The organism is Citrobacter pasteurii (genome assembly GCF_019047765.1).
Lineage (GTDB): Bacteria > Pseudomonadota > Gammaproteobacteria > Enterobacterales > Enterobacteriaceae > Citrobacter > Citrobacter pasteurii.
This window is the reverse complement of the sequence record NZ_CP077262.1, coordinates 110,723-131,505: the sequence shown is the minus strand read 5'-3', so window position 1 is coordinate 131,505 and position 20,783 is coordinate 110,723. Positions and strand designations below refer to the sequence as shown.

The 20,783-nt window shown below is 53.2% G+C and carries 22 protein-coding genes; 10 read left to right on the top strand and 12 right to left on the bottom strand.

Features of this window, described 5'->3' with window-relative positions; all coding sequences use genetic code 11:
• Positions 1-14 precede the first annotated feature (14 nt).
• Entirely contained in the window at positions 15-890 is an 876-nt protein-coding gene (gene yihT, locus I6L54_RS00690; RefSeq protein WP_040233089.1) for a sulfofructosephosphate aldolase, read from the bottom strand.
• Between the two features lie 10 nt (positions 891-900).
• A complete protein-coding gene (gene yihU, locus I6L54_RS00685) occupies positions 901-1,797 on the bottom strand; it encodes a sulfolactaldehyde 3-reductase (protein WP_040233088.1) in 897 nt (298 codons plus the stop codon).
• A gap of 166 nt (positions 1,798-1,963) precedes the next feature.
• Between yihU and I6L54_RS00680 the strand changes: the two genes are divergently transcribed.
• The 6 genes from I6L54_RS00680 (at position 1,964) to fabY (ending at position 6,688) form a co-directional block, all read left to right on the top strand.
• Positions 1,964-2,860 (top strand): sugar kinase, encoded by an 897-nt coding sequence (locus I6L54_RS00680; protein ID WP_040233085.1) that lies wholly within the window; start codon positions 1,964-1,966, stop codon positions 2,858-2,860.
• A gap of 33 nt (positions 2,861-2,893) precedes the next feature.
• A complete protein-coding gene (locus tag I6L54_RS00675) occupies positions 2,894-3,697 on the top strand; it encodes a DeoR/GlpR family DNA-binding transcription regulator (RefSeq protein WP_003847907.1) in 804 nt (267 codons plus the stop codon).
• A gap of 105 nt (positions 3,698-3,802) precedes the next feature.
• Positions 3,803-4,402, top strand: a complete 600-nt coding sequence (yihX, locus tag I6L54_RS00670; protein ID WP_040233083.1) for a glucose-1-phosphatase — start codon at positions 3,803-3,805, stop codon at positions 4,400-4,402.
• A complete protein-coding gene (locus I6L54_RS00665; RefSeq protein ID WP_040233081.1) occupies positions 4,396-5,268 on the top strand; it encodes a virulence factor BrkB family protein in 873 nt (290 codons plus the stop codon). Before yihX ends, I6L54_RS00665 begins: the two co-directional genes overlap by 7 nt.
• Positions 5,265-5,702, top strand: a complete 438-nt coding sequence (dtd, locus tag I6L54_RS00660) for a D-aminoacyl-tRNA deacylase (RefSeq protein WP_003028671.1) — start codon at positions 5,265-5,267, stop codon at positions 5,700-5,702. Before I6L54_RS00665 ends, dtd begins: the two co-directional genes overlap by 4 nt.
• Positions 5,703-5,746: 44 nt before the next feature.
• Positions 5,747-6,688, top strand: coding sequence for a fatty acid biosynthesis protein FabY (gene fabY / locus I6L54_RS00655; RefSeq protein ID WP_003825286.1), 942 nt, complete (start codon positions 5,747-5,749; stop codon positions 6,686-6,688).
• An 11-nt stretch (positions 6,689-6,699) separates the two neighbouring features.
• On the opposite strand, the gene I6L54_RS00650 is transcribed toward fabY, so the two are convergent.
• The 3 genes from I6L54_RS00650 to I6L54_RS00640 form a co-directional block, all read right to left on the bottom strand.
• Complete coding sequence (locus tag I6L54_RS00650) at positions 6,700-7,146, bottom strand: helix-turn-helix domain-containing protein (RefSeq protein WP_040233078.1); 447 nt, start codon at positions 7,144-7,146, stop codon at positions 6,700-6,702.
• The gene (locus tag I6L54_RS00645) at positions 7,143-7,454 is read right to left on the bottom strand and encodes a type II toxin-antitoxin system HigB family toxin (RefSeq protein WP_040233077.1); all 312 of its coding nucleotides are present in this window, start codon (positions 7,452-7,454) and stop codon (positions 7,143-7,145) included. Before I6L54_RS00645 ends, I6L54_RS00650 begins: the two co-directional genes overlap by 4 nt.
• A gap of 85 nt (positions 7,455-7,539) precedes the next feature.
• Positions 7,540-8,469 (bottom strand): alpha/beta hydrolase, encoded by a 930-nt coding sequence (locus I6L54_RS00640; RefSeq protein ID WP_005121823.1) that lies wholly within the window; start codon positions 8,467-8,469, stop codon positions 7,540-7,542.
• Positions 8,470-8,674: 205 nt separating this feature from the next.
• On the opposite strand from I6L54_RS00640, the gene I6L54_RS00635 reads away from it, so the two are divergent.
• Both I6L54_RS00635 and I6L54_RS00630 read left to right on the top strand, forming a co-directional pair.
• On the top strand, positions 8,675-8,917 hold the full coding sequence (locus I6L54_RS00635) for a ribbon-helix-helix domain-containing protein (protein ID WP_005121822.1): 243 nt from the start codon (positions 8,675-8,677) through the stop codon (positions 8,915-8,917).
• Entirely contained in the window at positions 8,917-9,291 is a 375-nt protein-coding gene (locus I6L54_RS00630) for a type II toxin-antitoxin system VapC family toxin (RefSeq protein WP_005121821.1), read from the top strand. The genes I6L54_RS00635 and I6L54_RS00630 overlap by 1 nt, the downstream gene beginning before the upstream one ends.
• Positions 9,292-9,327: 36 nt before the next feature.
• Here I6L54_RS00630 and fdhE read toward each other — a convergent pair whose 3' ends face one another.
• The 4 genes from fdhE to fdnG all read right to left on the bottom strand — a co-directional run bounded on the left by fdhE (position 9,328) and on the right by fdnG (position 14,973).
• Positions 9,328-10,257, bottom strand: coding sequence for a formate dehydrogenase accessory protein FdhE (gene fdhE / locus I6L54_RS00625; protein WP_005121819.1), 930 nt, complete (start codon positions 10,255-10,257; stop codon positions 9,328-9,330).
• Positions 10,254-10,889, bottom strand: a complete 636-nt coding sequence (gene fdoI / locus I6L54_RS00620) for a formate dehydrogenase cytochrome b556 subunit (protein ID WP_040233076.1) — start codon at positions 10,887-10,889, stop codon at positions 10,254-10,256. Before fdoI ends, fdhE begins: the two co-directional genes overlap by 4 nt.
• A complete protein-coding gene (gene fdoH, locus I6L54_RS00615) occupies positions 10,886-11,788 on the bottom strand; it encodes a formate dehydrogenase O subunit beta (protein WP_005121817.1) in 903 nt (300 codons plus the stop codon). The genes fdoI and fdoH overlap by 4 nt, the downstream gene beginning before the upstream one ends.
• A 125-nt stretch (positions 11,789-11,913) precedes the next feature.
• A complete protein-coding gene (fdnG, locus tag I6L54_RS00610; protein WP_137378396.1) occupies positions 11,914-14,973 on the bottom strand; it encodes a formate dehydrogenase-N subunit alpha in 3,060 nt (1,019 codons plus the stop codon).
• 193 nt (positions 14,974-15,166) lie between these two features.
• On the opposite strand from fdnG, the gene fdhD reads away from it, so the two are divergent.
• Complete coding sequence (gene fdhD, locus I6L54_RS00605; protein ID WP_005121813.1) at positions 15,167-16,003, top strand: formate dehydrogenase accessory sulfurtransferase FdhD; 837 nt, start codon at positions 15,167-15,169, stop codon at positions 16,001-16,003.
• A gap of 128 nt (positions 16,004-16,131) precedes the next feature.
• Positions 16,132-16,344 (top strand): YdgH/BhsA/McbA family protein, encoded by a 213-nt coding sequence (locus I6L54_RS00600; RefSeq protein ID WP_003825262.1) that lies wholly within the window; start codon positions 16,132-16,134, stop codon positions 16,342-16,344.
• A 56-nt stretch (positions 16,345-16,400) separates the two neighbouring features.
• Here the strand turns inward: I6L54_RS00600 and I6L54_RS00595 are convergent, their stop codons facing one another.
• From I6L54_RS00595 to I6L54_RS00585, 3 genes are all read right to left on the bottom strand, one after another.
• A complete protein-coding gene (locus I6L54_RS00595) occupies positions 16,401-18,146 on the bottom strand; it encodes a putative frv operon regulatory protein (RefSeq protein WP_040233071.1) in 1,746 nt (581 codons plus the stop codon).
• Between the two features lie 82 nt (positions 18,147-18,228).
• The gene (locus I6L54_RS00590; RefSeq protein ID WP_005121803.1) at positions 18,229-19,341 is read right to left on the bottom strand and encodes an aminopeptidase; all 1,113 of its coding nucleotides are present in this window, start codon (positions 19,339-19,341) and stop codon (positions 18,229-18,231) included.
• The gene (locus I6L54_RS00585; RefSeq protein ID WP_040233070.1) at positions 19,331-20,782 is read right to left on the bottom strand and encodes a PTS fructose-like transporter subunit IIBC; all 1,452 of its coding nucleotides are present in this window, start codon (positions 20,780-20,782) and stop codon (positions 19,331-19,333) included. The genes I6L54_RS00590 and I6L54_RS00585 overlap by 11 nt, the downstream gene beginning before the upstream one ends.
• Between the last annotated feature and the right edge of the window lies 1 nt (position 20,783).

Below are 20,783 nucleotides of genomic sequence, written 5' to 3'. Positions count from 1 at the left end.
GCTTTGATCCTCTATTAGCGGCGGGTCATCATTTCGTCGACGATATCGCCCAGACGCTGCAACTTCGGTGCGGAAACATCACGCAGCATCAGTTCGGTATCCGGCAGACCCACAACGGATGACCAGACCGCACGTCCGGCCAGGAAGCCGGATGCGCCTGCGGTCATTGCTACGCTGACCGCGCGTGGGAACAGTTTTTCATCCACACCAGAGGAAAGAATGACCCACGGCATGTTGATGTTTTCATTCAGGCGCTGAGAAGCGCTAAGCAATTCCTGTTGGGTTCCTTTGCCGTACAGCGGCATTTCGACCTTGTAGAGATCGGCACCGCTGTCACCCAGTTCTTTTGCGGCATCGATAATGGCCTGTTCGCGATCGAACTTATCGCCACGACGCGGTGGGCGAACCACCGGCTCGATGATGCTCAGCAGTCCATTGGAATGGCATAGCTCATTAAATTCTTTCACCATGTCCAGACGCTGTTGGGCATCTTCATCGCTACGCCACAGCACCAGCAGTTTGAGGGCCTTGGCGCCATCTTGCTTCACCGCCTGCGGGTTGATTTTTTTATCAATCACTACGCTATCGACAGGAATACCGTTACCCGGTATGAACTCATCAGCGGCCACAATCATGGCGCAGCTTTTGGCGACCGCGTTTTGCTCTACAACCTGGCGGTAGCAGAACTGCTGATCCACCAGAATGGCGGAGGCATAAGGGGACAAGATCTTCGCCGCATTGACTTTGAAATCAGTCAGTACGCTGTCACTAACCGGAGATTTTGCGCCTGCTGCGGCAAACATTAAGCGCATAGCTTCGCGCTGATCGACTGCCAGCATGGCAAAACCGCCGGAAGCTCGGGTGATATTTTTCAGGGTGTACTTCGTCATTGTTCAGTCCTTACTTATCTGTGTGTTTATTTAGCCCGGCGGATGCGCGAACCTGTTCAAGAATGGCCGTCCAGTCTTCCCGGCCACGGCCAGCGGCGCGTGCCTGGTTATAGACTTCGCGGGAGGCGGCACCGAGCGGCATCGGTACGTGTAATTGGTTGGCAACGTCCAGAGCGATACCAAGATCCTTATGCGCTAAATCGATCATAAAGGCCGGGGAAAGATCGCCTTTCAGCACCTTGTTCGGCCATGAGGTAGTGAAGTGGCCTTTCCCGGCGGGAGTGCCGCTCATGACTTGCAAGGCCACATCGAAGGAGAGGCCGAGCGCTTCGCACAACACGGCGGCTTCAGCAGACAAGGCGTTTAACGCGATGCTCATGTAGTTGTTGATGAGCTTGACGCGAATGCCCATACCGGGGCCGCCTGCGTTGATCAATTCATTACCCATCGCCATCAGAACCGGTGTGGCGCGTTCTACCTGCTGTGCCGTGCCACCCGCCAGCAGTAACAGTGTCCCCGCGATAGCGTGATCGGAGGTACGTCCAACCGGGCAATCCATCATGTCGAAGCCTTTGGCACGCATATCGGCGATCAATTTGTCGGTTTGCAGTGGGTGAATAGTCGACATATCAATCACTAATGCCTGCGGGGAGAGGTTTTCGCAGATACCCTGCTCACCGAACAGTACGCTGCGCACCAGATCGCCGTTTGGCAGCATTGTGATGACAAATTCTGCCCCTTTTACTGCCTGAGCCGGGCTGCTGGCAGGTTGGGCTCCTTTTTCCACCAGGCGCTGAACGGCATCCGGGTTAACGTCAAAGACGCTGAGTTGATGACCCTGCTTCAGCAAGTTGCTCGCCATGGGTGAACCCATCTGACCTAATCCGATAAATGCTATAACTGCCATAACGTTCTCCTGAGACGTGGATGTCATTTTTTGTCATTTAAGGTCGTTTGTTTTTGTCTGTTTTTGATCGTATTTGTAATTTATGGTCAAAAAATTGACAGCCGTCACTTTTTAAACATTTTGTGAAATTAAAATGATCCCATCTTGAAATGCCTAAGGAATGACCATGATTCGTATTGCTTGTGTAGGTATTGCCGTGATGGATCGCATCTATTACGTGGAAGGTTTACCGACTGAAGGAGGTAAGTATGTGGCGAAGCGTTATACGGAAGTGGGCGGCGGGCCTGCTGCGACGGCCGCAGTGGCTGCAGCGAAGCTGGGCGCGCAAGTGGACTTTATTGGCCGTGTGGGCGATGACGACACCGGAAACAGCCTGCTGGCGGAGCTGGAATCCCTGGGGGTAAACACCCGCTACACCCGGCGCTACGCCGGGGCAAAGTCTTCGCAATCGGCGATTATGGTGGATGCGCAAGGAGAACGGATTATCGTTAACTACCCCAGCCCGGACTTACTGCATGACGCTGACTGGCTCAACGAGATCGATTTTTCCCAGTGGGATGTGGTTCTGGCGGATGTTCGCTGGCACGAAGGCACCAGGCAGGCGTTCACGCTGGCGCGTCGGGCGGGAGTGATGACGGTACTGGATGGTGACGTCACGCCACAAGATATCAGTGAACTGGTGGCGTTAAGCGATCATGCTGCGTTCTCTGAACCGGGTCTGGCGCGTTTAACCGGGATAAATGATTCTGAAGCTGGACTTAAACAAGCAAAAACGCTCACAAATGGTCATGTTTATGTGACGCGTGGCAGTGAGGGCTGCGACTGGATAAAAAATAATGCGTTGCAGCATCAATCTGGATTTAAAGTCGACGTTGTGGATACTACGGGGGCCGGAGACGTTTTCCACGGTGCGCTCGCATTCAGCCTGGCGGGTGGTGATGCCCCGGAAGACGCGGTCAGGTTCGCCAGTGGGGTTGCTGCGCTAAAATGCACGCGTCCGGGAGGAAGGGCCGGAATCCCTGACTGTGATCAAACCCGATCTTTTCTGTCACTTTTTGTATAAAATGCCAGGGCAATGGTTTTTCGAGGAAATTTCATGAGCCTTACCGAACTGACCGGTAACCCGCGGCACGATCAGCTGTTGATGCTGATCAGCGAGCGCGGTTATATGAATATCGACGAGCTGGCCAGCCTGCTGGACGTGTCCACGCAGACCGTGCGTCGTGATATTCGTAAACTCAGCGAGCAGGGATTAATTACGCGTCATCATGGTGGGGCGGGCAGGGCCTCCAGCGTGGTGAATACGGCGTTTGAGCAGCGTGAAGTCTCGTGGACGGAAGAGAAGAAAGCCATCGCGGAGGCGGTGGCTGACTACATCCCTGACGGTTCGACGGTGTTCATTACCATAGGCACCACCGTTGAGCAGGTTGCCCGCGCGCTGTTAAACCATAATCATTTGCGCATTATTACCAATAGCCTGCGCGTGGCGCATATTCTGTATAACAACCCGCGTTTTGAAGTAATGGTTCCCGGAGGGACGCTGCGCCCGCATAACAGCGGCATCATTGGCCCTTCTGCCTCGGCATTTGTGGCTGATTTTCGTGCCGACTACCTGGTTACCAGCGTTGGCGCGATTGAAAGTGATGGCGCGCTGCTGGAGTTTGATGTTAACGAGGCCAGCGTAGTGAAAACGATGATGTCGCATTCAAGACACATTCTGCTGGCGGCGGATCATACGAAATATACGGCTTCTGCCGCGGTAGAAATTGGTAATGTGTCGCAGGTAACTGCGCTGTTTACTGATGAATATCCAGGTCCGGCATTGCACAATTTACTCCAGTCACAGCAGGTTGAAATTGTACAGGTGAGTCCTTCACAGGATGATGCTCTGGCCGTGTAATTCTTCCCAATGATGGCCCGATAAGTTCGCAGCCATCACTCTCGCATAGTCAAACTTCTCCTTTCCCGCTACAGTTATTCATCCACGGCGAATAAGGAGAAGGGCATGCTCTATATCTTTGATTTGGGTAATGTGATTGTCGATATCGACTTCAACCGCGTGTTGGGCACATGGAGCGATCTGAGCCGTGTACCGTTGGCTTCGCTAAAGCAAAGTTTCACTATGGGGGAGGTTTTTCACCAGCACGAGCGAGGCGAAATAACCGATGAAGCCTTTGCCGAGGCGCTATGTCATGAGATGGCGCTGCCGCTAAGTTACGAGCAGTTCTCTCACGGCTGGCAGGCCGTGTTTGTCGCCTTGCGCCCTGAGGTCATCGACATCATGCAGAAGCTGCGTGAGCAGGGGCATAGGGTGGTCGTCTTATCGAATACCAACCGCCTGCACACCACGTTTTGGCCGGACGAATACCCCGAGATCCGTCAGGCTGCTGACCATATTTACCTTTCCCAGGAACTGGGCATGCGTAAACCGGAAGCGCGAATTTACCAGCACGTCCTGCAGTCTGAAGGTTTTTCTGCGCACGATGCGGTCTTTTTTGACGATAACGCCGATAATATTGAAGGGGCTAACCGGTTAGGGATCACCAGTATCCAGGTCGTCGATAAAACGACCATTCCTGACTATTTCGCGACGTTGTTATGCTAAAAAATGTTCAGCAACAGGCCAGGCATCATACGCGTCCTGTACGAGACTGGCTGAAGCTACTATGGCAGCGGATTGATGAGGACAATATGACGACGCTGGCAGGGAATCTTGCCTACGTTTCATTGCTCTCATTAGTGCCGCTTATTGCCGTCGTATTTGCGCTTTTCGCCGCATTTCCGATGTTTTCCGACGTCAGTGTCCAGTTACGTCATTTTATTTTCGCAAACTTTATCCCGGCGACGGGGGACGTCATCCAGCGTTATATCGAACAGTTTGTCGCCAACTCGAACAAAATGACGGCCGTCGGGGCATGTGGGTTGATTGTCACAGCATTATTGCTGATGTATTCCATTGATAACGCTCTGAATACTATCTGGCGCAGCAAGCGCACTCGTCCCAAAGTGTACTCTTTCGCCGTCTACTGGATGATTTTAACGCTGGGGCCGCTGCTGGCGGGAGCCAGTCTGGCAATCAGTTCTTATCTGTTGTCATTGCGCTGGGCCAGCGATCTCAACACGGTGATTGATAACATCCTGCGTATTTTCCCGCTGGTGCTTTCCTGGCTCTCGTTCTGGCTCCTCTACAGCATTGTACCGACTACGCGCGTCCCTAATCGTGATGCGGTGATTGGCGCCTTTGTGGCCGCTGTGTTGTTCGAAGCCGGAAAGAAAGGATTTGCGCTCTACATCACCATGTTCCCGTCGTATCAGCTCATTTACGGTGTCCTGGCGGTGATCCCCATTTTATTTGTCTGGGTATACTGGACGTGGTGTATCGTCTTGCTAGGCGCGGAAATAACTGTCACTCTCGGGGAATACCGCAAACTTAAACAAGCCGCAAAACAAGAAGAAGCAGAGCAACCATGATTGCATTAATTCAGCGCGTAACCCGTGCCAGCGTCACCGTGGAGGGCGAGGTGACGGGTGAAATTGGCCCAGGACTTTTGGTCTTGTTAGGTGTCGAAAGGGATGATGACGAACAGAAAGCGAACCGCCTGTGCGAGCGCGTACTCGGTTATCGAATCTTTAGCGATGCCGAAGGCAAAATGAACCTCAACGTGCAGCAGTCAGGCGGCAGCGTGCTGGTGGTTTCACAGTTTACGCTGGCGGCAGATACCGAACGCGGCATGCGTCCGGGGTTTTCGAAAGGCGCAGCGCCCGAGCGAGCAGAAGCGCTGTATGAATACTTTGTTGAGCGTTGCCGCCAACAGGAAATGAATACGCAAACCGGTCGATTCGCTGCGGATATGCAGGTTTCACTGGTTAATGATGGCCCCGTGACGTTTTGGTTACAAGTATGAACCAGCTACCGGTATGGCCGCGGACAACAAGAGAGAATACGACGATGTATCACCTTCGAGTACCGCAAACAGAAGAAGAATTGGAGCGCTACTACCAGTTTCGCTGGGAGATGCTGCGTAAGCCATTGCATCAGCCAAAAGGCTCCGAACGAGATGCATGGGACGCGATGGCGCATCACCAGATGGTGGTGGACGAAGAGGGGAATCTGGTTGCGGTAGGGCGTCTGTATATCAATGCGGATAACGAAGCTTCCATACGCTTTATGGCAGTAGACCCTTCCGTGCAAGAGAAAGGGTTGGGCACGCTGATGGCGATGACTCTGGAGTCTGTGGCGCGTCAGGAAGGGGTCAAACGCGTAACCTGTAGCGCCCGTGAAGATGCGGTCGAATTTTTCGCCAAGCTCGGGTTTGTGAGCCAGGGAGAAATCACCACGCCGCAAACCACGCCGGTGCGCCACTTTTTGATGATTAAGCCCATTGCGACGCTGGACGATATTCTCCATCGCGGGGACTGGTGCGGACAGCTACAGCAAGCCTGGTACGAACATATTCCATTGAGTGAGAAAATGGGCGTGCGCATTCAGCAGTACACCGGGCAGAAATTTATTACCACGATGCCCGAGACGGGCAATCAGAATCCGCACCATACCCTGTTTGCCGGTAGCCTGTTTTCACTGGCGACGCTAACGGGCTGGGGACTTATCTGGCTGATGCTGCGCGAGCGTCATCTGGGAGGAACGATCATTCTCGCCGACGCGCATATCCGCTACAGCAGGCCGATCACCGGGAAACCAACTGCTATTGCCGATCTGGGTTCGCTGAGCGGCGACCTCGACCGTCTGGCAAGAGGCCGCAAGGCGCGTGTGCAGATGCAGGTCGGGGTGTTTGGCGATGACACACCGGGCGTCGTGTTTGAAGGTACTTACATTGTGCTACCCGCAAAACCGTTTGGCGCATATGAAGAAGGCGGTAACGAGGAAGAGTAGGGGGATACCCTCTACTCGATAAATGCATCTGCCGGAAGTTTAAAGCGTTCTGCAAGCGCTTTAATATGGCTTACAGTCAGTGCTCTACGGCCATTTAGGATGTTGCTGACGTTCGATTTAGAACCAAGTTCGTTGGCGAGGTCGGTGGCTTTTAATCCGTACTGATCCATGAGCGTACGCAATACGGAAACGCCAGAGGGGATTTGTTTCAGGTGTTGATTGAGCGCTCTGAATTCTGGTGCATGTTTTTCGTATTCACTGATTCGGGCACTAAGTAATTCAAATAGTGGGTTTTCAAGATCGTCGTGGTCAACCAGAAACTCTACTAGCGCTAGTGCCCTTCGATACTCCGTTTCATTGCGTTCTTCCCCCAAAAGAGGGATCGTTTTTACAGCACAACTGAAGGTGTCAACGATCTTTTTTGCGCTGGCTGCGTCCATATGACGATGAGATCTCATTCTTTATGGTCCCGATAATATTCTGTCAGTTTGTCATATTCGGCGTGGAGAACGATATGCTTCACAAATACCTTATGTAACCTGAAATCTATGTAGGCAATGAGTCTCAGGTTGTTACCAGAAACATCAATTACCCACCATTTATTCCTGTACTTAAAATTATCAAGAGAAGGAATATACTGTTTCATCTCTTCAGGGTGATGGAATGTTTTTTTCTCCAAAACATGCAGCAACTCAGAGAGAGCAAGCCCATGGTTTGGATACATGAGCATACCCTCATTGAATGGTTTTCGGCTGATAACATGCACGATGTAGTTCCATTACATAGTTTTCAACCTGAAAACAATCTAACGCAATGCCATCATATTTTCAAGTTGAAAACAACATTGAATATTAAGAAATTATCTCCGCTGATGGGCTTTTAACACGCCAGGCCACGTCGCGCATTGCGTTTCGCGCTGTCTGGCTTACGCCTCCTAACTGAAAAAATCCGTGGATAACGCCGGGATAGCGCTGACAGGTGCAGTCCACACCTTGCTTCTGGAGCTGGTGAAACAGGGCCTCTCCTTCATCGCACAGTGGGTCAAATTCAGCGGTAATGATGTGCGTGGGCGGCAAGCCGTTGAAGTCTTCACGCCAGAGTGGGCTGACTTCTGGATGCAATGGATCGGTGTTCGGCATATACATCTCGTAGCCCGAAAGCAGTGTATCGCGAGTGATAATGTAATCCCGTCCATTATGGTCATAGCTCGCAAAGCTGGCAGTTGCGTCCAGCATCGGGTAGATCAGCATAAGCTGTGCAGGTTGCCATTGCCTGGCCGCTTTCAGGCGTAGTGCCGTGACCAGCGCCAGGTGCCCGCCCGCGCTGTCGCCAGCAAGGGTTATGCGCTCGCGATCGACTCCCAGTTTCTGGGCATATTTCCAGATGATATTGGCCCCGGTTTCAGCGTCGTTATGTGCTGCCGGGAAAGTATGCTCTGGCGCAAGGCGGTACTGTACTGCAATGACCCGACAGCCGCTGAACCAGGCGAGCTGCCTTAGTTGGTTATCATGCGTAGCAAACCCACCGCTGACAAAACATCCGCCATGATAATAAATGACGCAGGGCAGCGTTCCCGCAGAGTTAAGAGGCGAAACAACGCGAAACGTCATGGTATCGAGTTCAATATCTTCAACCTGTACGCGGGTTTCAGTTTCTCCGGCCAGCGCCGTACTGGCAATATAGCCAGCTCTCCGGTCATCAATATTCTGTTCGCGGGAAGAAGGGCGTCCCGCCGCGATAAATGCCTCAACTAACTGCGCAATCCCGCTTTCCAGTGCCATTTTTAAATACTCTTATCTGTATGGATATACAGGTTTATAACCTGGATACTCACAAATGAAAATGGGAAAAATAGGGATGGGTATGATTCTGGAAAGCGGCTCGCAAAAGTAAAAATCGTTCACGTGAAAGCTATTTTCCCGCTTTTCCCAGGTGTATGTTGTGTGGAAATTAATCGCTGATGATATACTGGAGGTATATGTGAGTATGATGGCTGGGATGGATATGGGCAGAATTTTACTCGATTTATCAGACGAAGTGATTAAACGTCTTGATGACCTCAAGGTGCAGCGTAACCTGCCGCGAGCTGAACTCTTGCGGGAGGCCGTTGAGCAGTATCTGGAAAGGCAGGAACAGGCTGAAACGACTATTTCCAGCGCTCTCGGACTCTGGAAAGGTTGTGAAGAAGATGGCGTTGAGTACCAACGCAAACTTCGTGAGGAATGGTAATGGTCAAAGGATCCGCGCTTTTTGATACCAACATCCTCATCGACCTGTTTAGTGGACGGAGTGAAGCAAAGCAAGCGATAGAAACATGGCCGCCGCAGAATGCGATCAGCCTTATCACCTGGATGGAAGTGATGGTTGGGGCAAAGAAATACCATCAGGAATCCTGCACACGCGTTGCGTTGAGCGCTTTTAACGTGATCGGTGTTTCACAGGATATTGCTGAACGAAGCGTGAGTATCAGGCAGGAATATGGGATGAAATTGCCGGATGCCATTATTCTGGCAACAGCACAGATTCATCGTCTTACGCTGGTTACGCGAAATACTAAGGATTTTGCAGGCCTATCCGGTGTGGTCACACCGTATACATTATAACCCGGGCGACCTACGCCGCCCGGTAGTGTGAAGACCTTACTCCCCTTCACCCGGGAACAGGAACGGGTTGATGGAACTGCGGGCAAAGCCCTCCTGCTCCATGTGCGCGTCCAGCATCAGTGAAGCGAGATCGTCGGCCACGGCTTCGACTTTCGGGTCTTTTTCCTGATAGAGAATCTTCAGGTAAGTCCCACAGTCGCCGCAGCTTTCAGCTTTGATCGCCGACTGTTCGTTATCCAGTGACCAGTAGTTCAAGTCACGGCTCTGCTCACAGTTGCTGCACTTCACGCGCACCACGTGCCACTCGGTTTCGCACAGGTTGCAGTGCAGATAACGCAGACCCTGGGTGGTACCGATTTGCACCATGCTGGAGACCGGCATTGAACCACACACCGGGCAGTACTGACGCTGTTCACCGTATTCCGCACGGGCTTTGCCGGGGATCAGGCTTGCCATCTGCGCCCAGTAGAGCGACAGGGCAGCCCAAATGAACGGTGCTTTGTCGCTGCTGACGGAGGCAAAATCGGAGGCAAACAGCGCGCTGGCCATCAGCTCCAGCTCCTGCTCTGAGGCTTTTTCCAGATTCTCGATCACGGCGAGCGCCGGACCGCTCATCTCTGGCTTCAGCTCAGCAATCAACGACTGCAGCAGCTTTTGCCAGTGCTTGTCGCGTGGCAGGACGTGGATATCCAGCGGCGGTTTGCCCTGATCGTTCGCTTCTTTGATGCGCGCGGTCAGGTCCATCTGCAGTGGATGGTCGTATAGCACCACTTCCTGCGCGTGGGCGATCAGCGCGGCAAAGCGCAGGTAATCGCCCAGCGGGTTGCTTTCGGCCAGCTCGCGCAGACGTTCAGCGCGGCGGTTATACAAATTTTTGAGTCTGGGGAATAATAACGGCGGAATCATATCCGCCGTGCGTTTCTCGCTCTTCTCCAGCTCATCTTGCGGGATTATGCGAATACTCATTCAGTTTTCTTTTCCGTTGTCTTTCGGACTTCACGGTACCAGCGCGGGTGATGTTTCTTCGCCCATGAACTGGTAACCCATCCTTCCACCATCGCGGTAATGGTGCCTTTCACCCAAAGGGCGGCGTAAATGTGCACCATGATAACCACAATTAACGCTACTGCGGCAAATGAATGCAGCATTAACGCGAATCGGATCACCGGGATTGAGAAAGCAGGTGCAAAATACGGACGCCAGATGACCACTCCGCTCACCAGCAACAGGACCAGGAAGATAATCGCCGCCCAGAATACGCATTTCTGGCCGAAGTTATAACGTCCCGTGTCACCTACTTCCTCGTTGACGACAATCTTACGAATATTCTTCGCCCAAAAGATATCATCCCGATTGATTAGATTGTGGTGCCAGTAACGGAAAAACATGATGATAAACGAGGCAAACATGACAACGCCGACAAACGGGTGCACAATTCGCGCCAGTTGCGGCGTGCCCATGATGTGCATCAGCCAGTTAAAAGACGGGAAGAGAAAGCCCATCCCGCTCACTGCCGCCAGAATGAAGCAGAAGGCAGTGATCCAGTGGTTGATGCGTTCCGGCGCCGTGTAGCGCACGATGGTGTCACGTCGTTTCATTTGCGCACCTCGTCTTTTTCTTCATGCAGGTTGTCTTCTTCCTCTTCCGCGCGGTTCGGGCCTACACCGACGTAGTGGAAGATACTGGCCGCAAATGTCGCTGCAAAGCCGACGGCTGCGAGAGGTTTCCAGATGCCTTTCCAGAATTTCACGGTGGCGCTGATTTCCGGGTTCTCCGGCAGGCCGTGATACAGATTCGGCTTGTCAGCATGGTGCAATACGTACATGACGTGCGTACCGCCAACGCCTGCCGGATCGTACAGACCCGCGTTTTCGTAACCACGCGTTTTCAGCTCCACCACACGCTCGCCTGCCAGCGTTTTCATCGACTCTTTGGTGCCGAAATGAATGGCGCCTGTTGGGCAGGTCTTCACGCAGGCCGGTTCTTGCCCGACCACAACACGGTCAACGCACAGCGTACATTTGTAGACGCGGTTGTCTTCCGGGTTGAGGCGCGGCACATCGAACGGACAGCCTGCGATACAGTAGCCACAGCCGATACACTGCTCGGACTGGAAGTCGACGATACCGTTGGCATACTGAATGATTGCGCCTTCAGCCGGACACGCCTTCAGACAGCCCGGATCGGCACAGTGCATACAGCCATCCTTGCGGATAAGCCACTCCAGTTTGTCGTTCTGTTCCACTTCTGAGAAGCGCATTACCGTCCAGGATTTAGCGGTCAAATCAGCCGGGTTGTCGTACACCCCAACGTTGTTGCCCACTTCATCACGGATGTCGTTCCATTCCGAACAGGCCACCTGACACGCTTTACAGCCAATACAGGTGGTGACGTCGATAAGCTTCGCCACCTCTTCCTGGTGATCCCGCGCCTGAGGCGCGGGGGTGAAACTGTTGGTCGCAGAACGGCGGATAATATCTTGAGTTTGATAAGCCATAATTCGTCTCCGTTTACCCTTCATCTTTCAGTTTGCAGGTTCGTTGGTTTCCTTCGGCATTCCAGTCACGTAGTTTTCTACGCTCCCGGAATGCCTGGCGTCACCGCCTGCCTGCAATCTGAAATCTATTGGGTATCCACCTTTTCCACGTTCACGAGGAAGGACTTAAATTCCGGCGTCTGCGTGTTCGCATCACCGACGAATGGCGTTAACGTGTTAGCGATAAAGCCTTTTTTCGCCACCCCTTCGTAGCCCCAGTGAATCGGAATACCGATGGTGTCGATATCCTGACCGTTGGCCTTCAGCGTGCGAATACGTTTAGTCACCACTGCTTTGGCTTTAATGTAGCCGCGGTTAGAGGAGACTTTGACGGTATCGCCATGAGAGATACCGAGCTTATTCGCCAGCTTCTCGCCAATTTCCACAAACTGTTCCGGCTGTGCGATGGCATTGAGCAGTGCATGTTTGGTCCAGTAGTGGAAGTGCTCGGTCAGACGATAGGTCGTACCGACGTACGGGAATTTATCCGCTTTACCCAGCGCTTGTGCGTCACCTTTGAAGATACGCGCGGCAGGGTTAGAGATAACGTTCGGGTGCAGCGGGTTAGTCCCCAGCGGTGTTTCAAACGGCTCGTAGTGTTCCGGGAACGGACCTTCCGCCATCTTATCGATAGCAAACAGGCGTCCCATCCCTTCCGGCTGCATGATGAACGGCCCAACGTTGCTGCCAGGTGCGGCGGCGCTGTAGTCCGGAATATCCATCCCGCTCCATTTCGCCCCATCCCATTTCAGGATCTGACGTTTTGGATCCCACGGATTCCCCTGCGGGTCAGCAGACGCGCGGTTATACAGAATGCGTCGGTTGAGCGGCCACGCCCATGCCCAGCCCAGCGTATTGCCAAGACCTGACGGGTCGGCGTTATCGCGACGTGCCATCTGGTTGCCTTCCGGCGTCCAGCTCCCGGCAAAAATCCAGCAGCCACTGGAAGTGGTGCCGTCGTCTCGCAGTTGGGCGAACGAGCTAAGCTGTTGGCCTTTCTTGACGATGACTGCACCTGTTGCCGGGTCGGTAATGTCGGCCAGCGCTTTACCGTTGCTCTCCATCGCCACTTCTTCCGAAGCCGGTTCGTGTGGTGTGGAGTAGTTCCAGGTCATGCTCAGCACCTGTTCCGGGTTCGCGCCACCCTGCTCGGCATACATCTTGCGCATGCGCAGGAAGATACCGGCGAGGATTTCACCATCGGTAACGGCAATCCCCGGGGCGTCCGCGCCTTTCCAGTGCCACTGCAGCCAGCGACCGGAGTTGACGATAGAACCGTTCTCTTCGGCGAAGCAGGTGGACGGCAGACGGAATACTTCGGTCTGGATTTTCGACGGGTCAACATCGTTCGACTCACCGTGGTTCTGCCAGAAGGTAGACGTCTCGGTGTTGAGTGGGTCGATGGTGACCAGGAATTTCAGTTTGGACAGTGAAGCCACGACCTTGTTTTTATTCGGGAATGACGCGACCGGGTTAAAGCCCTGGCAGATATAGCCATTCACTTTGCCCTGGTTCATCATCTCGAAGTACTGCAGCACGTCGTACCCTTTGTCCCACTTCGGCAGCAAGTCGAAGCCCCAGCTGTTTTCCGCTGTCGCTTTATCGCCAAAGAAGGCTTTCATCATCGAAACGAAGAATTTCGGGTAGTTACCCCAGTAGTTCACCTGACCTTCCAGCAACGGTTTTGGCGTGTTGGCGGCAAGGTAGGTTTGCAGGTCAGTCTGTTTTTCGCTCGGCAGCGTCATATAGCCCGGCAGGCTTTGTGACAGCAGGCCTAAGTCGGTCAGACCCTGAATGTTGGAGTGACCGCGCAGGGCATTAACACCGCCGCCGGCCATCCCCATGTTGCCAAGCAGCAACTGGATCATCGCCATGGTACGGATGTTCTGCGCACCTACGGAGTGTTGTGTCCAGCCAAGGGCGTACAGGAACGACGCGGTTTTATCTTTGGCACTGGTTTCTGCGATGTACTCACAGACCTTCAGGAAGTCAGCCTTTGGCGTACCGCAGATATTTTCTACGACATCCGGCGTGTAGCGGGAAACGTGCTGTTTCAGCAGGTTCCACACACAGCGCGGGTGTTGCAGGGTGACATCGCGTTTAGCGAAGCCTTTTTCATCCAGTTCGTAGTTCCAGCTGGTTTTGTCATACTTGCGTTTGTCCGCGTCGTAGCCAGTGAACAGGCCATCTTCGAAACCGTAATCCTCACGCACGATCAGGCTGGCGTTGGTATAGGCTTCAGTGTATTCGCGGTTGAATTTTTCGTTGTTCAGCAGGTACAGCAAGACGCCTGACAAGAAGGCAATGTCAGTACCGGAACGAATCGGCGCATAGAAATCAGCCACCGCTGCGGTTCGCGTAAAGCGCGGATCGATCACAATCAGCTTCGCGCCGTTGTGAATTTTAGCTTCCATCGCCCAGCGGAACCCGACCGGGTGAGCTTCAGCGGCGTTACCGCCCATCACCACAACGAGGTTGGCGTTTTTAATGTCGACCCAGTGGTTGGTCATCGCACCGCGACCAAATGTTGGAGCAAGACTTGCTACCGTTGGTCCGTGTCAGACGCGTGCCTGGTTGTCGACCGCGAGCATACCCAGCGCGCGGGAGAATTTTTGCGTTAAATAGCCGGTTTCGTTACTGGACGCGGAAGCACACAGCATCCCGGTGGAAAGCCAGCGGTTAACGGTTACGCCTTCGGCGTTTTGTGCAACGTAGTTTGCGTCGCGGTCTTCTTTCATCAGCTTAGCGATGCGGTCAAATGCCTCATCCCAGCTAATCTGTTGCCACTTATCAGAGCCTGGTGCGCGGTATTCCGGGAATTTCAGACGGCTTTCTGAGTGGATGAAGTCCACTAGTCCTGCCCCTTTCGGGCACAGCGCGCCACGGTTCACCGGGTGATCCGGGTCCCCTTCGATATGGAAGATGGATGCTTTGGCGTTTTTTGCGCCGTCACCGAGACTGTACATTAACAGTCCACAGCCAACGGAACAGTAAGTGCAGGTATTACGGGTTTCGCGGGTACGCAGCAGTTTATATTGCCGTGTTTCCGCGAGCGCTACGCCGGGTGCAAAACCCAGTGCCGCTGCCGTGGTGCCTGCCATACCGCCAGCGCAGATCTTAAAGAACTGCCTTCTGCTGACCTGCATGGTTCGCTCCTTGTTTCGACATTGTCACGTTCCCTTCACTTTTCCGTTACTCGAGCGCGAGGGAAGTGGTTGTTTTTTTCTTTGCGGACGGGACCGCAAAGGTCCAGAATTGGGTGAATTTCCCTCCGTCCAGGAGGGGTTTGTAAAGAATACCACAATGTTGGTATGTGTGTTCCAATATAGTTAAAAGAAAGTGAATAAGATTATTCGAGAAAACATCAAAAATGTGACGGCTTTGACAGGATCGCGCCAGCTGACCCTCTGGAAACGCGAGGATTTGCAACATCCTCAGCCGGATGTCGTCGCTGAAGAAGTACCGGTTGCGTTGGTTTACAACGGGATTTCGCACGTGGTGATGATGGCGTCACCGAAAGATCTTGAGCACTTTGCGATGGGCTTTTCACTTTCTGAAGGCATTATTGAGCGCCCGCAGGATATCTACGCAATGGAAGTGGTTCCTTCCTGTAACGGATTAGAAGTGCAGGTTGAGCTGTCCAGCCGTCGTTTTATGGGGTTGAAGGAGCGACGTCGTGCGCTGGCCGGTCGTACCGGTTGTGGCGTTTGCGGCGTTGAACAACTCAATGACATTGGCAAGCCAGTCCAGCCGCTGCCGTTTACCCAGACATTCGATCTGGCACATCTTGATAACGCCTTAAGGCATCTCCCTGATTTCCAGCCCGTGGGGCAACTGACAGGCTGCACGCACGCGGCGGCCTGGGTACAGCCGTCAGGCCATCTGGTAGGGGGTCATGAAGATGTTGGGCGTCATGTTGCGCTGGATAAACTGTTGGGTCGACGTGCAATCGAAGGGGAAACCTGGCAACAGGGCGCGGTGTTAGTTTCCAGCCGAGCCAGCTACGAGATGGTGCAAAAGTCGGCGATGTGTGGCGTGGAGATTTTGTTTGCTGTGTCTGCCGCGACAACACTGGCGGTAGAAGTTGCCGAACGTTGCAACCTGACGCTGGTGGGCTTTTGTAAACCGGGCAGGGCGACGATTTATACACACCCCGAGCGTCTGATAGCTGAATAACAAATATTCAATTAATTTGAATAAGACTGGCAAATCCTTCCGCTTTTAGTTGTGTGATGTGAGGGCTATTATTTATCAAATCAAGGCACGGTGCCTTACTCAAACAACTAAGTTAAAGGGTTTATATCATGAAAAGCATCAAAACTTTTGTCGCAGTTATCGCTCTGGCTACTTCTTTCGGTTCTTTCGCTGCTCAGACAGTTACCGCAACCGGTTCTACGCTGGAAAGCGCCGAAGCAAAAATTGCCGCTCAGGCTGAACGCGCAGGAGCCAGCGATTACAAAATTACTCAGGCATACACTGGCAACCGCGTGCATATGACCGCTGAACTGCTGAAATAAAAGACCTTAGTACTGTCGAAAGAGCGCCCTTGAGGCGCTTTTTTCGTTTCCGGCATTCACTGCCTGAGCAATGCCAGAAACGTGTCATAGCTTTTCAATCCCGCAATAGTTTCTGACGGATGGCTGCTCAATACGCTGGATAAAAAACTAAAGATTTTTAGTTCATGCCTGACTTCGGCGGCGGCACAGGTGATGAGTACATGGCTGACCGGTTCGTTATTCACCTGAAGAGGGTGCGCGAGAGTGACAAAGAAACCACGAAAGCGACGCCCCTGTTCGCTCAAGCAATGAGGGATCGCCAGGCGATTCACTATCAGGTTTTCGCCTTCATGTTCTCGGGCGCAAATGCGCAGCGCTTCGTCCTCGCTGATGTGGCTCTGTGCCACAAGCTGCCCGCAGATCCGACCAATGATGCTCTGCCAGCTTTCGTCCTTCTTATTGGCGTAATGGAAGCTACCCTGCTGTAAAAAGAATCGCTCGGGCTGCTGGCGGATGAAGGCTGTCGCGAGGAAGTGTTTGATCTGTTCGGTACCCGCAGCGGTGATAATGTTCTTGATGGTTAATGTATTTTTTATTGAGTCATCGAGTAAGTAATGGCTATTGTTGATGATTAACAATGGGGCAACTTCTTCACTGATGGCGCTGATTTCACTTGTATTTCGCGCAATGATCACCCGACAATTCAGCACATCTCGCTCAATGGCCTGTTGGTTGATGGTGGCGATAGCATTCTGGTCGGATAACAAAATGACGGGCTGCCGCTCGTTTTGATGTCGTTCCAGCGCGCAGGCGAAGTAAAGCCCGATGAGGTCGCTATCAAACAGGGGGATATCCAGTTTTTCACGCAGCAGGGCAATAAAACGCAGACTCAAATCGAAAGCAGCCGGCCAGGTAGACCTCAGGTTATGCATACTGCTCTGGCGATGTTCCGGTACCCAAACCGGGGCAGAGATGCATCTCAGCAAGTGGCCGGTAATATTATCAACCAGTTGGGTATCGATAACGTTCAACGCAGCGATGCCGGGAACGCTTTTTAACAAACAGGTCACCGCATCGGCCGAGATGGTCATTGCCTGCCGTTGCCTGATTTCCAGAAGACCGTTCAGTGTTCTGAAGGCGTTCTCGCCCAGGTAAACACCACCTTGTTCCACCACATTTTTCAATGATGCATACCGACATTCCGGCCATGAGCCGGAGAGCTGATTACGCAGGGCGTAGACTGCCAGCACCAGGCTTGCCAGGTATTCTCCCGAAATGAGCGGGAATTCATTCAGTTTTTCACATGCGGCATTAAGCCTGTCAATGTTGTCTCGGGTCATACCCGGCAGTGGAATCAGGAGAGGATCTTTTTTGAGCAGATTTGCCAGCAGGATAATGCGCTTTTCTTCCGGTTCATCAATGAAATGACCGACGCCCGGGCGGCTGGCCAGGCAAAAGGCACGCTCATAGCGCTGCTTCAAACGTAGGAGGCGGTCGGCCACCCAGGTTTCGGGCAAATTAAGCGCTGAGGCCAGCTGTACCCGGGGTGTGAAGGTATTGATTAACAGAAACGCCAGCAACCGATCATCATTATCATGACGTTGCAGAAGCTGGAAAAAACTGCGCCTGTCGACGATATCCAGTTGATAGCCCGCGTTGCCGCCAGGCTGAATACGGGCCTTACCACTGAGGGTAAAGTTGAGGTAATCAATATCACGCAGGATGGTTCTGCCTGAAACGCCAGTTTGTCGCGCCAGCTCGCCCAACGGACACGGCTGTTGTTCAAGAATATCCACAATTTTTAACTGGCGTTCCGATAACATATACACTTCCTCCTTCAAGCTGCTTCTGCGTTGGCTGCATTCACTCCCCCTGGTCACGTACTATTTGTACGTTCCCAGGGATTCATTCATTTGCCGCCTTGATGCAACTCGAATGAGTTTGTGTATTGTTCACCTGGCGAAAGTCGGTGAAGGATTTCACTTTCTCTGCCGTCAGCGAGGTCAACAGCTCACGCACCAGCGTAAACAGCGCGTCGTAATCTGCTGCGGAAATCATGCCGCTGTTGGCGTGGAGATAGCGAGTCGGCAGACAGAGCGCCGCCACCGGGCGACCACCACCCATCACGTTATAGCGCCCACCGTCCGTCGCCCCGGTTTTCATGGTACAGAACTGCAAAGGCGCATCGCTCTTTTTGGCACACTCTTTTAACGCGGCGACCAGTTGCTGATTGGGAAAATATCGCTTATCGAACAGCATCAGGCCAGGGCCATCGCCCAGCTTCAAGGGGTATTTAATATTGTCGATTCCTGGTACGTCGCCCGCCACCGCCGTATCCAGCACGATCACCACGTCGGGCTTGATATGCTCCGCTGAAGTTTGTGCCCCGCGCAACCCGACTTCTTCTTCCACGCTGCCCACGCCGTACAGGGTAATTTCAGGGTTATCGACGGTTTGTAGAAGCTCTGCCATCAGGGCGCAGCCGACGCGGTTATCCAGCGCTTTACCGACGATCTTATCTTCGCCCCAGCGAGCGAAGTTGGCTTCCGGGCTACTGAAGTCACCGATCGCAATCCCGCGTTTTTCCACCTCTTCACGGCTGCTCGCGCCAATATCAATAAACATCTCGTCAAAGGTCAGCGGCTGCTGTCTCTGCTTTTCCGTTAAGGCGTGCGGAGCGACGGAGCCGATGATGCCAGGGATTTTAACGCCTTTACGGGTACGAATGGTGACCCGGTGGTTCAGCATCGACTGGCTCCACCAACCGCCAATGGTGGTGAAGCGCAAAAAGCCGCTATTGTCGATATGTGTAATCATAAAGCCCACTTCATCCATGTGCCCAACGATGGCAACCTTCGGCCCACGGTTTCCTTTGCGGGCGACAAAGCTGCCGAGGCCGTCGAAGGTGATTTCATCGACGCTGGGATCCAGCGCATTAATGAGAAGTGCGCGAACGTCCTGCTCATCACCGCTGACGGCGCTGGCTTCACATAACTGCTGAAGTAACTCAATGTTCATGGGCAAGCTCCTGCTGCGCGGCTTTTGCTTTACGTCTCAGCCACAATCCTTTCAGAATGATAATTAACGAAATGTTCAGCGCCAGGCCGATAGCCAGCACCAGGTAAAATGAGCCCACTGGAGACATCAGGCCGATCAGCGGATCAAAGATACCTAAACCTGGCGCGAGGCGTTTGATTCCAAAGGTGATGACCAGCATACCGGTAATACCGCCGGAGAGCGTATTAGCGGTAATCATCGGTAGCGGCGCAGCCAATGCGTAAGGGATCGCCGGTTCGGTGGCGACGGTTGCACCCACCACAATCGCGCTACTGGCGGCGGCTTTCTCCTGTTGGGTAAACAGTTTTGGTGCGATATAGGTGGCAATGCCCGCCGCGACGGGCGGCATCAGGGCTACCACCCCGACGATGGCGTACCAGTCATAGATATGCTTTTCCAGCAGCGAGAAGCAGAAGAACCAGGCGGTTTTGTTGATTGGCCCGCCCATATCAAACGCCAGCATCGCGCCAACGAGGAAAGCCGCGCCCATTTTCATAGACGGCGGAATGGTGTTCAGGAAGTGCAGCAGGCCGCCCATGATGTCAGACATTACCGGGCCGATGACGTAATAAGTCAGTACGCCAAACACCAGTAGGGTGATGAACGGGATCAACATGGAACCCAGCAGCGGCTGCAGCGCTTTGCCGAGCTTAACTTTGCGAAACCACAGCACGAAGTAACCGATCGCCAGCCCCAGCACTACCGCACCGAGAAACCCCGCCCCGGACTGGGTACCGAGCAGGCCTTTATCATTTGCCAGATAACAGACCAGAAATGCGGGAGCGAAAGCCGGCTTATCGGCAATCGACCATGCGATATACGCGCCCATAATTGGGATCATAAAGGTAAAACCCAGATAGCCTACCGATTCGACAATCCAGGTAAACGACGGTGCGCCTTTCGACATATCGGTGTAGGGCAAACCGAACTGAACGAGCATATTGGCGATGGCGACCAGAATACCCCCGCCGATAACAAACGGCAGCGCGGCGGAAACGCCCGCCATCAGGTGACTCATCACGCTGCCCTGCTGAACCTCCTGTTTACCCAGCCTCACGCTGCTGTCGGCGGCAAACAGCTGCGAATGCGTCGGCAACTGGGTGAAAATCTGGTCGATATTTTTCAGCGCCTGGGAAATGGCAATCTCATAGACTTTTTTCCCGGCGAAACGCGCGCGATCCTCACCGCTTAATCCACGACCCGTCGCCAGAATAACGTAATCGGCGGCGGCAATATCTTCGGTTGTCAGGCGGTTTTCGACACCGCTTGAACCCTGAGTTTCAACGTTAATGGTGTGGCCGAGTGCGCGCGCTTTTTGTTCCAGCGCTTCCGCCACCATATAAGTGTGAGCGATACCTGCCGGACAGTTGGTGATCGCCACTAAACGTAAGGATGACTCCATA